Here is a 14,615-nt window from a genome sequence, read left to right on the forward strand (position 1 = left end):
ACATTAGTCCTCTCTAAGTACATGGGGAGTCGTAGCAGTTAAGGCGAGTCGATCTCCAGTGCGTTCTGGGAAAATCAGCCGACTTTCTGATTCGTTGTCACAGGTGACGCGCGCCATGAACTGTCCAGGGGCTAACTTTTGCCCGCTGTCATCTCGTAAATCCCAGGAGATCGGGCGAGGGCCCTCTGCGGGATTCCGTTCCTCTAGCAACGTCCGTACTTTTCCCGCAAACCGATCATAGAGAACCACAGATAAGTTTGTTGCGCCCTCGGGTACGGTGAGGGGAATCAGAACCTGATCTGCAGTGATGTGAAGTTCCGTTGCCCCGAGCAAGCGGTTACCGGCTACTTCCCTCTCTGTTGGCTCGTGTAATTCTTGATTGGTGTATTTATAAACAGTGTTACCGGAGGCGTAAGCGACAGTGACAGACCCGTCGCTAACAAAGCGAAATCGGTTGATATATTGACCTATATTGGGACTAGGGGGACAAGAATAGCCCGGATCGGGTTTTGGCCAATCGGGGGTCAGGTCGCTCCAGGTGAAACCGCCATCTGTTGTCTCGCTAGTACGACCGCTCTCAAAAACTTGATCTCCCCAACCGCCAACCCAACCAACCTGACGATTCAAAAAACCAATGCCTTCCAGGTTCTCATTAATCATCTGACCGTTGCTGTTGCGAATTTCCTGTCGTCGCCAGGAGTTACCCCCGTCTTCAGTGATTAAAATCGCCCCTGCCTTCAGATTCTCACAGGCAACTACCCCAAATTCCGGATCGTCATCTAAAAATTGGATTTTCCAGCCCCATTCCCCTAATGGAACATTGATATCTCCGAGCATATCTTGCCAGGTGTTGCCACCGTCTGTTGTTTTCAGGACTGTAGGCACAACATCAGAACGACGGGGGTTAGGCCGCACCGAACGACCCCCGACAACCCAACCTGTCTGGTCATCTTTGAAGTAGATATCCACCAGAAGGGTAGCCACATCTTCCATATCCCTAACAAACCAGCTTTGACCGCCATCATTTGTTTTGAAGAAGCGTGCCGGTCGTTCGGGGTAGTTGGTTCCTGATGCGAATACGTTCTCTTGGTCAAGTACCCAAAGTCCGCAAACGGCTGAGGGGGCATCGGCTGGCAAGTTCTCTACTAAAACCCAGTTTTTACCGCCATCACTGGTGTGGTAGAGTTGTTTCCTTGGGGTTACGCAACCAACCCAACCGATCTGTTCGTCCAGCATATGAATGCAGCGAAAGTAAACCCCCTGTAACTGTTCTTGGATCTTCCAGTGACCTCCGCCATCTTCGGTTTTTAGGATTTGTCCATTCCCGTTAACAGCCCAACCAACATTAGGATTGATGAAAAAAATATCGTCATAACGACCGGCCAATGGTGCTGGTGTAGCCACCCACCGATAGCCATTGTCTCTCAAGTTCATGTTAACCCCCTGTCCAAACATTGCCGTTTTTAAAACGCTTTTCGCAATCTTTCATTACCTTTTTTTATGTCATAAAAGACAGACAACTGTATTGGGTTGATTTATTCTCTAATTTCTTTAAGATTACATCTTCAGATCAACACCAGTGACAAGATATTATTTAAATGTAATATTTATTTAGACAAAGAAACAATTATTCTTAATCATTTTCACTCATCATTGGCGTAATAAAGACTAGGGACTTCCAAAAAATTAATGATCCAGAAAGTCATTAGCAAGCGATCGCTACCCATGAGGCATATGAGTAAATGAGCAAAAACACTCGTTTTTGTCTATAGACTGTTTTGCTGGTTGACTGACAAAAGTTCACATAGCGCGATCGGTACAGGAATCGGTGTAGCGGCGCGCTACCCTACGAAAACGTAAGCATTCAGCTATCAGCTATCAGCTATCAGCTATCAGCACCTCAAGTATCAGACGAATTAAAGTAGGGTGGGCAAAGTAATATAATCATTAATACTCAAAACAATCAAACTGTGTCTTGATGCAGTCGCTCATGGGGGAAACCCCCAAGACCGCGCTGCATCGCTTTTTGCCCACCCTACAAGCTATCAGACGAATTAAAGTAGGGTGGGCAAAGTAATATAATCATTAATACTCAAAACAATCAAACTGTGTCTTGATGCAGTCGCTCATGGGGGAAACCCCCAAGACCGCGCTGCATCGCTTTTTGCCCACCCTACAAGCTGATAGCTGACTGCTGACGGCTGACCGCTGACCGCTGAATGCTTACACGAAAACTCATCTGACTTTGAACAAAAATCAAAGGAGCTTTTGCGTAAGCAACGATAATTTCGAGTACTCTCAAATCCACCAAGGATAACATCGCAAATAATTGAGCAATGTTTCGGGCTTGTTGACAATAAACCGGTCGATTCTAGATTTTTTATACTATTGTTTACCTTGTTGCTGTAATTTATAATACAAATTTAGATGCGTTTACCCTGGTGCTACAACAACCTCAGCTACTTCAGACCAATCTAGGAAATCATTAGGGTTTAAGGCTTCTCGGGTATCTACAAATGTTGCGGCTTGGGCAGTACTTGTGAGTAATACAGTTCCTATGGCAGTTGCTAATAAGGTTTTCATTGCTGTTGACTACAAAATATTTTCGTAGTTCATCATAATTTTCGTAGTTCATAATACAGTTGATTTAGATCTACTAATCTATAGCAGAAGTAATTTTGTTATAATCTTTATCTACTTAAGGAATGTGAAAAAAAATCTTGCTAAAATCTTTATAGATCACAACCTGAGGGGGTGACAGTTCGGCTATCATTATTATCTGGTCTGGATTTATTCAATTCAGTTACCAAACTTATAAATAAACCCGATTTTTCGACCACTTGGATGAAAGAATCAGGGATTGAGTTTCCAGTAATTGAAAATATGCTCATAACTGTCTATATATAGTTTGGGCTCATAAGTTTGGGCTCATAGTGACCTTAAACTTAGAGCTGGCAAGTACTTTGGGTCCCTTGTCGCCCCCCCAGCTCCTTCGTAATAAGTTAGCTATCAGCAGTCAGCTAACACCCTAGCAGCTTCCACAAGACTAAATCACAGCAATACATTCAATCTCGACTAAAACATCCTTAGGTAGTCGGGAAACCTCAACACAGGCACGAGCTGGAGCCTCTTCCTCGTTAAAGTATTTGGCATAGATCTGATTTACTGTCGCAAAATCATTCATATCTGCCAGAAATACCGTGGTTTTGACTATGTCTGGGATTTTAGCTCCAGCAGCGACTAGGATAGCTTCAAGATTAGCCATTACCTGTTCTGTCTGCTTGGCTACATCATTACCACCAACAATTTCACCGGTGCTAGGGTCAAGGGGAATTTGACCAGCTACAAAAATCATTTGACCGCTGACTGCGATCGCTTGATTGTATGGTCCTACTGGTGCTGGGGCATTGGGGGTACGGATAATCTTTCGTGTCATGGTCTTCAGTTGTTTCAGGATGGACAAGTTGACACATTCCAAGATAGCAGTTTGAGGATTCCTATCTCAGCCTTATCCATGACCAAAAAAATTGGGTCTCAAGCCCCGTCCTTCGCTGGATAGAAACCTGTTTATTGTGGAGTCTTAATCAATAAGTTTTAACCAAAGGTGCGCTTTCCGTTCTCCGTAGGAGACGCGGGGCGCGTTCGGCGAATTAAATTCGCCACGGGTCGCACCTCTTTTACCCATAGCCTGCCAACCATAAAGACTCCACTATCTTACGGTAACTTGGCCGTAGGCCACGCTGCGCGAACAACGGACGGCTTTCTTTTTTTTGTGCTATGATATTACGTAGAGTTGTACCACGTCAAAATGAGAGTCTTAGAATTTAAGGTCAAAGGGAAGAAAACTCAATACGCTGCGATTGATGAAGCGATTCGCACTGGTCAGTTTGTTCGCAATAAGTGCATCCGTTACTGGATGGACAATAGAGGTGTAGGACAGAAAGAGCTGTATCGCCATAATACGTGGCTTAGGGCTGAATATCCCTTTGTGAAAGACTTAAACTCTCATGCATGTCAAGCTTCGGTCGAAAGAGCTTATAGTTCAATTGCTAGATTTTACGATAAATGTAAAAAGAAAGTTCCTGGTAAAAAGGGATATCCTAAATTCAAAAAGTTCTCCAGATCGGTTGAATATAAAACATCGGGCTGGAAGTTGTCCCCTGATGCTAAAACGATAGACTTTTTAGATAAGAAAGGCATTGGAAGACTAAAACTCAAAGGAACTTGGGAATTATGGCGTTATGATCAAAAGCTAATTAAGCGAGTTAGATTGGTGCGCCGCGCAGACGGTTACTATGTTCAGTTCTGTCTAAAAGTTGATGAAAGGGAATCTCTAGAACCTTCTCATACTAATGTCGGACTAGATGTAGGACTTAAGGAGTTTTATACCGACTCTAAGGGAGGTGTAGAATCAAATCCCAGGTTTTATCGGAAAGGCGAAAAAAGACTGAAGTTTTATCAACGTCGGGTTTCTCGCAAAAAGAAAGGCTCATCCAATCGGAAAAAAGCCATTAATAGATTAGGGAGGACACACCTCAAAATAAGTAGGCAACGTGAAGAGCACGCCAAGAGACTGGCGCGCTGCGTAATCCGCTCTAACGATGTGGTCGCTTACGTTCGCGCAGCGTGCCGTAAGGCAAGACTTGAGGGTCAAAAATTTAGTCAAAAACCACTGTCTCGCTAAATCTATTAATGATGCAGGTTGGTATCAGTTTAGGAAATGGCTGGAGTATTTTGGACAAAAGTTTGGCAGACAAACAGTAGCGGTGAATCCTGCTTACACTAGTCAAAATTGTTCCAGTTGTGGTGAAGTTGTCAAAAAATCATTATCAACGCGAACCCATACCTGTTCATGTGGATGTGTATTAGATTCGCCGAAGGCGACGCTACGCGAACGCGACCACAATGCAGCCATTAATATTCTGAGAAGAGCCTTGGGTACGGTGGGGCACACCGGAACCTGGATCCTTGATCCCAACGCTTTAGGAGAGGACGCCTCTACTCTTTCTGATTCCGGTCTGAAAGAGCAAGCGACCTCGTTGATTAAAGAATCCCCGTTCTTATAGGACCGGGAGTGTCAACTTGGTAGTAAGGAGGTCAAGAATAGGGGGATGATGGGTAATAGTGGTATTAGTAGGATGAGGGGTCAGAAAGTGCTATGTCATCAATGCACCTCATTATCAGTAGTAAGCTAATCAACATTGATTTTTCTTAGTCAACTCAAGCCCATCAAGGGTTTCAGGGCTTAAATTATGCAATTTTAATGTGGATCAGCTTATCAGTAATCAGCACTGATGCACCAAGACCCTTCAAACCGGGTTTCTGTTTGTCTTGATGCAGTCGCTCATGGGGGGGACCTCCAAGACCGCGCTGCCTCCCCAAGACCGCGCTGCATCGCTATAAATCAAAGGCTGAAATCCAGTAATTATATTAAGAAACCCGATTTATGCTTAAGTCCTGTAACCATTAACTATTAACAATAGTAACAATTAACCATTAATTATTATATACTGAGTCTAGATTTTTGAGATGATATTTGTTTTTAGTTAAACACCACAAAAACTAATAATTTAAAAAAAATTTTTAATGAAAAATAAAATCCTGAACACTATAGATGAACTAGGTATTCGATTTGTGCGTATCCTCTGGTGCGACAATGCTAACATCATCCGTGGTAAAGCAGTCCACTGGAAAACCTTACCAGACTACCTCAAGCACGGTGTGGGCATTTCAGCAGCCCAGCAAGCTCTACCGGTGATGTATGATGTCCCAGTCCCAGGCAGTGGCTTGGGACCCATCGGTGAAATCCGCTTAGTACCGGATTGGGAAACCTTAACCCCCTTACCCTATGCTCCTGGTCATGCCCGTGTGTTTGGGGATATGGTCAACAATGGTAGCCCATGGCCGTATTGTCCCCGAAACTTCCTCAAAAGGATGGTAGCAGAAGCGGAAAGTGAGGGCTTAGAAGTGGTTGCTGCATTTGAAAATGAGTTTTACCTGCTGCAGCCAACCCCTGAGGGGATTCTACCGGTAGACAATACCGTATTTGCCTCGACGCTGGCAATGGATCAACATCAGCAGGTGATTGACCACATTGCTGAAGCTTTGGTGGAGCAAGGGATGCCCGTAGAGCAGTATTACCCAGAATGTGGTCCTGGTCAACAGGAAATTTCTATACTGTACACCCAAGCCCTACCAGCGGCAGATCAACAAATAGCCTTCCGGGAGACAGTAAAAGCGATCGCATTTCAACATCACCTAGTTGCCTCATTTCTGCCCAAAATCCTAGCTGACCAAGCTGGTAATGGTTGTCACCTCCACCTCAGCCTATGGCGGGATGGCAAAAACCTGTTACTCAATCCAGAAGGGGATGGGGGACTTTCCCAAGTTGCCTGTCAGTTTATTGCTGGAATTTTACACCATTTACCTGCTTTAATGGCACTAACTACACCCAGTACTAATTCCTATCGACGGATTCGCCCTCATTGCTGGAGTGGCGCGTTCCGTTGTTGGGGAATCGATAACCGAGAGGCTGCGGTCAGGGTACCGAGTAACCCAGATGGTGAGAGTCCAACCAATTTTGAACTGAAAACTGTTGATGCTTCTTCTAATCCTTATCTAGCCTTGGGAGCAGTAATTGCGGCTGGCTTGGATGGAATTCGTAACAGTTTGGAATTGGGAGAATCTGTAGCAGTAGATCCAGGACATTTGACAGAATTAGAACGTAGTCAGAGGGGTATTGAGTTATTGCCAACTACTTTAGGGGAAGCGATTGGTAACTTAAGTGCTGATCAAGTACTATTGAATGCCTTAGGAGTAGAATTGGCTCAAGCGTATCTAGCGGTAAGGAAAGCCGAGTGGGAGGCAATGAAAGATTTTGAGTTAGAAGAAGAAGTCGAGCTTTTATTAGAGCGATATTGATAGTATTGATATTGGTAAGGATTCAGCTGTCAGGTATCAGCCTCACGGCTGATACCTGAATACTAATCTAGACCTTTTCATCTACAAGCAGCCACTTTGCTCAACTAATAACTTCCATGTCTGAGGACCAACAATCCCATCAGCACTCAAGCTATTTTTTAGCTGAAATTTTTTAATTGCTGCTACAGTTCCATCATTGTATGTTCCATCCAAGGGAACCTGCTTCTGCCGATAACCATATTTTTTCAGGAGTAGCTTTTGCAAAATACGAACTTTATCGTTCTGTTCCCCTGGCCTTAAGGTAGGCGCATTTTTCAGAGCTATGACTTGTTGGCAAATATCGATTTCAGGTGATTTGAGTGTAGATTTTTTACTTTTTAAAATCGGAGCTAATATCTGAACAGATACACTGGTAATTAAAGCTTCTTGAGAGGCTAAAGTATAAATTGATAAACCATACAATAGCGTAGATAATGTTAGGGAGATAGCTAATAACGGTATTGAAGTATTGTTTAAAGCATCATCCATGGAAATGAACGGCTGCAAAATTTTTTCGTTTGGAAAAAGGATGCTGCTAATACGTTGGAGATTACCTATTGTATGGCTAGCACCAACAAATATTAATGATGCAATTAACCCTGGAATAAACGTAATAACCAAGAATATCGAACAAACTATCAGTTTTAAAAATTGACTAATAGCCAAAAAACTTATACCCAGCGTTATGATTGAAACACCAATACCCAAAATAAACAAAATAGCACCAAGAATTGGATTGATTTCAGCTATACGGATTCCAATCATCGATACAACTACTAGTATTATAGAAATAATACCATGATTTATGAAATCCCTTAAAAGCGAGAAAAGTTCTTCAAAAACTTTCTTAAAAAGCCCGGTCAGGTTTTTATAGTCTATTGTTAGTCCATAGGCTGATAGCATAAAGAATAAGCCAGCAATTATCAGATTAGTATTTCTATCGCTACTGAACTGAGAGATAATCGTTTCAGAGAGAGAGTTGGCAGCCACTATTACTGAAACGATAGGGAACATACCTAATACTGCAATGACAATAAAAGCATTAGCAAACTGATCATCATAATTCACTTTATTTTTGATTTTGGTAAAACAAGGAATACTCGCCAATAGATAAATAGCGATAAAAACCAGAGACTTAATAATCACCTTATCCCCAAAGGGAAGTTTAACTAGTGAAATTAGTAGCCAAGGAAAAATTATATAAATTGATAGAATTAAGAGATGAAGAAACTTTTCTGTCTCATAAGGAAAGATTTTTTCTTTCATAATTTCCATAACTGTATGTCTCCTTCAAACTTGTTTTTGGATAAATAGGACTTAGATAAGCACTTAAAAGAATTACTAAACTTTTATCGTTTTATCTATTGAATTTAAACTTAAACTTTTAAAAAAGTAAATCATCAATAGAGTCACGAATAGTTATCATAGGAATCATAGGAATCATAAGAATCATAAGAATCATAGGAATCATTATAATTTCCGTAATCATAGCTGGATTCATAACTCGTCGGTTCATCATAGGTTGGAGTTTCGTAAGTGGAAGTTTCATAGCCAGTCGAAACTGGAATATGTTCATCAAAATTGGAGTCATAGGGGTCACTGGGAGAAAATCCTGAGCCAGAAGCTGCTTGCTCTTCTTGTTTAATTCTTTCTTCAACCCGTTCAAAAGATTCATTAATCAGTGCCTCAAGGGGATCATTGGGATCGTTAAAGGATGAGTTATCTTCTACGGTTGCGAAAGGTGGTTGCTCAATCCCACTTGAGTGATCAAAGTTTAATTCGTTAAGTGCCTGAGCTAGGGGATCAGCTGATGGGTCATCATATTGATCAGAAGAATTCAAGATGGCTGCAAATGGGTCAGAGTGTTCCCAATTTACCTCTGAACTCGGTGGTGGGACTTCTAGAGCTGATTCAAGTTTTGCCAGAATTTCATCCCAAGCAGCATCAACATCAATTGGTGACTGTGTATGGTAGTGGCTTGAGTTTGTAGAAGTCTCTTGTGTCAGGGATGAATTATCTAAGGGGAAGGAAGTTTCAGGTTTTGGTTCAGATTCTATCTCCATTGAGGATGACAAACTACTCAATCCATCTTGGGTAAAATTATGATCCAGTGGACTTGTATGATCTTGTATTTCTGTATTTAGAGAAAGAAAATTACCATTCACTTCAGAATCAGAATAAGAACTATCTACTATCTGCTCAGTTTGGCTCTCGTCATTGGTATCAGATACATCTGGAAGATCAGGTACATTTGGAATAAGAAGACCATTGGGTAGTATTTTGTAGGAATAGTCTGGCTCGACTGCTTGATCCGCCTGCTGTTCTACAGGCTCTTGGCTTTGTGATTGATTTTCTGATGGATATGAATTGGTAAGTGAAGAATTAAAATCTGAGAAAGGGATTGATATAAACTCATCAACGGCTACATCTTGTCCTCGATAATCAATTGGGCTTGGGGTATCTTGGTCTATGGCATTGACAATTTCTCCTTCTGCTTGGATGTTATCTCTGGTATCAGTAGTCACTTCAACCAAACGTCCATTCGGCATTATTTTGTATGGCGTTTCTAGAGTGGTTCCTGGTTCTGGGATTTGATTCTTTTCAGTTGTGTCTGACTCTGTTGTTGGAGTTGAGTTAACCTGTAGTGCTGGCGTAACTGAGTTTGGAGTTGTTGGATCTGTATGATCAAGAATCTCTAGAATCTCTTCACTATCGATGTCTACTTTAGCTTCTACAAGCTTTCCATTCTTAATAATATGTCGAATCTCCCATTTGGCTGTTTGACTATCTGCCAGTTGCTCAGAGTTTGGGGAGATAATATTTTCTGTGGTAATTTCTTCTAAATTAGCAACGGAGACATCAGCAGTAGCGGGATTGGTTGTGTCGGAAGATTGTTTGTCAGAAGATTTCTCTAGGTCTTGGGGAACGATGGGTGTTTGTTGGTTTTCTTGATTGTTGACAGGAGTTTGTTCATTTTCTAAATTATTAATGTTTTGATATTCTAAATAAGGGCCATAGGTATTATTATGCTTATTTTCTCTGTTTTGTGGCTGAGTATGCACATGATCAGTTTTAATATCTTGATGATACCCTTGATTTATGCTAGAACAGCTCTCTTGTGAATCGTTATGGTATAAAGGCTCGAATGAAGTTTCAATATTCCTCAAATGTGGAGTTACTAAATTGTCGATATATTCGCTTATGACCTTCTCTTCAGATTTGATAATGTCATGATATATAATTTGATTTGACTCTTTTGTTTTTATGAATTCATCATGTTTTAAAAGTTTTTGATTTTTGTGTTCTTGTTTGGAAATAGATATCCGATTTTGATCTGAATCAAAGGCGATTGTTTCATCATAGTCTATGCCATCTTTATGATAACTATATTTTGTGATTTTAGCAGGTTTTATCCCTGATTGAGAATTGTATAAACTTGGTTTGTAAAAAGTTTTAATGGTGACTCCGCGTATATTTTTTTTCGAATAAACTCGATCACTTCTTATTTTAAATTTATTATAATAATCCTTAACATAAAATTCTGGTATGTTTGATTTTTTCAATTCATACTCTTCTATTTCATCTTTAATACTAATAGAACCATCAGCACAAAATATGCCAAAACGTTTAGTGTTAGATGTGTAAGGTTTTTCTACTTTTAAATCTCCATTTGGTCTTAAAGTGATTAGCATGTAAGATGAATATTCCTTAAGAGAAAGGAGCACTTTTGTTCCATCTTCTGCTATTCCACAAAATCCATCAGTTCCTTTATATGGAACAGTACATTGATCTAAATATTCATGAGCAACTTCTCTTGATAATCCCATAAACGTTATGGCAGGATCTCGGACATCAATCGTTGGATACGATGAGATCGCATTTTTACGATAGTTATCTAATTTTGGTAAAGGGTAAAGTTGATCGCAGATATAGGATGTAGCCTTATCAGCTCCATAATTACCAATATATGAGCAGAAGAGTGAACCTAGTCCACAGAATCTTGATCCCCCTGTAACTACTGAACCAATACCTTTTCCTAAGATTGCTACACATGTTTCATTATCATTATCAGCAACAGCGAGTTTTACAAAATCAACAAAAGAACCGACACTTTTCTCAAGTATAGGTACAACCTTTTTTATTTTTTTTACAGTTGTGTTGCCTGTTATTTCGTCCTCTATTTTTTCTATCTTTTTTCTGAGTTTTTTAATAGTTTTATTGTCTGGTAGTATTTTATCATCTGTTATAATTTGATAAACTTTTTCACCTGTTTCTTTGATGTTATCATATGTTTTTTTTCTCTCATCAAGCCCAGTAATAAAATCATCATCCCAGTTCTCGCTTATTTTTGTGTCAATCACACTTTCATCTCTGTTTTTTTTATTCATGATTTAAAACATTATTAGATTTCAAATTATCCAGTATTGCAACTTGATTGTTTAAAGTAATACGGCGGTTTGCATAACTATCAGGTATACAGGATTGTTTCCCCTGTTACCTACAAACCCATAAATTTGTACCTAACTGAAGTGCAAACCGCTTTAATTTGGCTGAGGCTGGGATTGCTTAAAGCGACTTCCGAATATTTGTACCTCCACTCATTCCAGTCACTTTACTCTTCTTATCAGGAGGCAGAAGATTGAGCAATGCCCAGTTAACCTCCTCTAACTTCTTAACATTACGACTTTCAAAATACTTAGCTCCCAAATTCAACAGTTTTATAGCCTCAGCAGGATCAACAAAATCTTCTGTCTGATCCACTAAGTGTGCAAACAGACTAAGATGGAACGTCGGGCTTTTCATCTGTGCCGTCACACCCAGTTGATTCAATTGCTCAGTCGTAGCATTAATCCTAGATACACTGCCAGACTTCAGCACCCCTTCCTCTTGTTGCAGCAGTTGATTCAAGGTTCGTTTATCAGCCTCAGAGCCACTGTCCTCAATAGTACGGGAGCAAAATGCCTTTGCCTCCTGATACTGCTGAATTGCAGCAGAAATATACTTATCACGAGTCAAGCTATCCACCTCTTGGGCTACCTTTCGCTTGTCATCTTCTAACTGATAGCGTATATCCGTCACATCGTCCGCCTTGACGGTTAGCAGCTTAGCGCTAATTTCATGAACCTGCTCCCGTTTTTCCTTGAGTTCTTGCACCACAACCTGTTCATTCCTGTTTTGAGCCTCCACAATTTCACTGGAAATTTTAGAAGACAAATTCTGGACTTCGGACTTCAGTTGGTTTAAGGAGACACTACGCTGCTTCGGCTCAAACACTTTCTTAAATTCCTGATCAACCAAGGGAATATAAACAGACAGCTTTAACGTCCGAGACTCAGACATTTCAATTGTGATCTCAATCGTAGTTCCTGCTGGAATATCCCTGCTAAACCGAGTGCCCTTTAAGACTAAATAGCCAATGGTTTGATTGGCTTGAGGTAATGTATCTTCTGGTCCCTCTAGGATATTGATTCGGATTTCATCATCTGTGCCATGGCGCACCAACCTGGACACTTGCACCTCATAGTCCTGTTTTTGGGGAAGAGTGCTATTTTCCCTGAGAATAGCTTGACACCGTGTCTGTTTAGAATTATCATCCTCAATCTCAATACAAATATCATGGGGTAGGGTTTGTCCCCTAACAGTGGTTATCCCTTGATAAATTTGAATCGTGTTGTTATCAATAGGAACTGCATTACCATGACTATCAAAAATCTTGAATTCAAAGATATTCTGCTCTTGCTCAACCAGAGGTAAGTCTTCTTCAATCTCTCGTTGTAGGGGTTTCAGCCCGGAATCAAAACCTCCATCGGTTCTCAAAATTCGGTAATAAAGACCCTCTAAAGCCCCTTCTACTCTTGCTTCAAGAAACTCCTCCAAATCACGAGACACATGGGGGTATTCCATCCTTAGTGTTAATCCACTGGGAGAAGGCTTTGATGAATTTTCCTCTATCTTTCTCGGTTTAGTTGCAGCAAACAATGCAGCTCCCTCTGCTACAACCGTTGTAGGATCAACATCTAAATTTACCGGTATCTGTAATGATTCTTCTAGGCGTTGACGCACATAGGGGATGTAAGTAGATCCCCCCACCATCAATACAAACTTGAGATCCGATGAACTCAGAGACTTGCTCTGTAGCAATGATTTAATTAAAGCAATGGTCTCATCAATCTTAGGCTGGATTAACTCTTCAAACTGAGAGCGTGTAATTGTTAATTCCAGATCATGCTCTTCACCCTTATCGTCTTCAATTTCCTCAATCTCTAGGTCGTAAGATTCCATGGAAGAGAGGGCAATCTTAGCTTCTTCCGCTTTCAGCAAAAGTTTGAAGTAAAGAGCATTATACTTACTGCTTTGGCTCTTCAAGTCACCTAACAAACCACTGATACCCAACTCCTTTTCTATAGAAGGAATCAAAATGTAATCAACAATAATGTTGTCAAAATCAGCTCCCCCTAAAAAGTTATTACCTTTGTTACCAAGAACTATCATTTCTTCATCACCAACCTCCAGAAGGGCAACATCAAAGGTTCCACCCCCCAAGTCATAAACTAGCCATTTTTGCTCATCAAACTCCACTCCTTTCTCCTGATTGGCATAGGCTATGCTGGCAGCAATAGGTTCCTGAAGCAAAAACACTTGCTGAATTCCAGCCTGATGAGCAGCATTCTCTGTAGCCTGAGACTGATTGGTATCAAAAGAAGCCGGTACAGTAATCACTGCTGAATCAACTACTTCTCCAGTTCTAACGAACGTCTTTAATTCCTTTAGAACTTCAGCAGATAGATCAACGGGTGTTTTAGACCCTTGGAGATCCTCAATCAGAAACTCTTCATCAGTTCCCATCTTACGTTTGAAGAAAGCAACCACATTCTTAGGAGATTTTTTCCAATACTCTTTTGCCTTATCTCCAACGAATATTTTATTTTTCTTGAATCCCACAACGGATGGTAGTGTTCTCTTTCCGTGAACTGTGGGATTAGAAAATACATCTACTTTTCCTTGAGAAAACTTAGCAATTGCAGAATTTGTAGTGCCCAGGTCAATCCCAATATTGATTGTTTGTGCCATCAGGTAATCTCCTTGAATTTATTAACAATGCTTAATTATGAAATAGTGTTTTCCATTGATATACAAATCCTATAAAATTAGTTAGAGCTAACATTATTTCCTTTAAAGATTAATTTAATACGAGAAAACTGTTCTTTAATAAATTTACAAATCTTGATATTTGAGGTAATCATGCTAGGTTTTTCGGTAATTGTTTCGCTAGCTTCTTCTTGGATACCTTTAGATTCCACAATAACAGTTGCTCGACGAACAATACGTGATGGAGAGGATTCATTCTCCCGGTATCGAATCGTTGGCTTGATCACCTCAGAAATTACCAATTCTTCAGGGGAATCACTAGAGATATGAGCATCACAGTCAGTCCGGGTTTCATTATAGGTTCCTTTGGGAATTTCATAAAACCATCCCAAGGATTGAAAGTAGTCTTTGAGCTTGTCTACATTTCTGTGAATTGTATGTTCTGTCGTCAGCTTTTTAAGCTTTTTCTCAATTTCAAATACTTGATACAAGGCTGAAGAAAAATCCGGATTAAGTTGTTCGGTAATTAATTTATTTTCCATGGTAGAGTAGACTGCAATAGTTTA

General features: G+C 40.5%; 9 protein-coding genes and 1 pseudogene. 3 read left to right on the top strand and 7 right to left on the bottom strand.

The window, feature by feature from the left end; all coding sequences use genetic code 11:
* Positions 1-3: 3 nt before the first annotated feature.
* The 3 genes from F6J90_RS25510 to F6J90_RS25520 all read right to left on the bottom strand — a co-directional run bounded on the left by F6J90_RS25510 (position 4) and on the right by F6J90_RS25520 (position 3,436).
* Complete coding sequence (locus tag F6J90_RS25510) at positions 4-1,434, bottom strand: YCF48-related protein (protein ID WP_293099854.1); 1,431 nt, start codon at positions 1,432-1,434, stop codon at positions 4-6.
* A gap of 999 nt (positions 1,435-2,433) precedes the next feature.
* On the bottom strand, positions 2,434-2,583 hold the full coding sequence (locus F6J90_RS25515; protein WP_293099857.1) for a hypothetical protein: 150 nt from the start codon (positions 2,581-2,583) through the stop codon (positions 2,434-2,436).
* A 463-nt stretch (positions 2,584-3,046) separates the two neighbouring features.
* Positions 3,047-3,436 carry a RidA family protein gene (locus F6J90_RS25520; protein ID WP_293037915.1) on the bottom strand — a complete coding sequence of 130 codons (390 nt, stop codon included), beginning with the start codon at positions 3,434-3,436 and terminating at the stop codon, positions 3,047-3,049.
* Between the two features lie 372 nt (positions 3,437-3,808).
* Here F6J90_RS25520 and F6J90_RS25525 point away from each other — a divergent pair.
* From F6J90_RS25525 to F6J90_RS25535, 3 genes and pseudogenes are all read left to right on the top strand, one after another.
* A pseudogene (locus F6J90_RS25525) lies at positions 3,809-5,066 on the top strand (RNA-guided endonuclease TnpB family protein).
* 228 nt (positions 5,067-5,294) lie between these two features.
* On the top strand, positions 5,295-5,477 hold the full coding sequence (locus F6J90_RS25530) for a hypothetical protein (RefSeq protein ID WP_293099859.1): 183 nt from the start codon (positions 5,295-5,297) through the stop codon (positions 5,475-5,477).
* Between the two features lie 109 nt (positions 5,478-5,586).
* Positions 5,587-6,921, top strand: coding sequence for a glutamine synthetase family protein (locus F6J90_RS25535; protein ID WP_293099862.1), 1,335 nt, complete (start codon positions 5,587-5,589; stop codon positions 6,919-6,921).
* An 81-nt stretch (positions 6,922-7,002) separates the two neighbouring features.
* On the opposite strand, the gene F6J90_RS25540 is transcribed toward F6J90_RS25535, so the two are convergent.
* The 4 genes from F6J90_RS25540 to F6J90_RS25555 all read right to left on the bottom strand — a co-directional run bounded on the left by F6J90_RS25540 (position 7,003) and on the right by F6J90_RS25555 (position 14,591).
* The gene (locus F6J90_RS25540; protein WP_293099865.1) at positions 7,003-8,226 is read right to left on the bottom strand and encodes a peptidoglycan-binding domain-containing protein; all 1,224 of its coding nucleotides are present in this window, start codon (positions 8,224-8,226) and stop codon (positions 7,003-7,005) included.
* 143 nt (positions 8,227-8,369) lie between these two features.
* A complete protein-coding gene (locus F6J90_RS25545; RefSeq protein ID WP_293099868.1) occupies positions 8,370-11,348 on the bottom strand; it encodes a hypothetical protein in 2,979 nt (992 codons plus the stop codon).
* A gap of 178 nt (positions 11,349-11,526) precedes the next feature.
* Positions 11,527-14,031 (bottom strand): Hsp70 family protein, encoded by a 2,505-nt coding sequence (locus F6J90_RS25550; protein ID WP_293099871.1) that lies wholly within the window; start codon positions 14,029-14,031, stop codon positions 11,527-11,529.
* Positions 14,032-14,108: 77 nt separating this feature from the next.
* Positions 14,109-14,591 carry a hypothetical protein gene (locus F6J90_RS25555; RefSeq protein ID WP_293099874.1) on the bottom strand — a complete coding sequence of 161 codons (483 nt, stop codon included), beginning with the start codon at positions 14,589-14,591 and terminating at the stop codon, positions 14,109-14,111.
* Positions 14,592-14,615: the final 24 nt, after the last annotated feature.

The sequence above is a fragment of the Moorena sp. SIOASIH genome (assembly GCF_010671925.1).
Taxonomy (GTDB): domain Bacteria; phylum Cyanobacteriota; class Cyanobacteriia; order Cyanobacteriales; family Coleofasciculaceae; genus Moorena.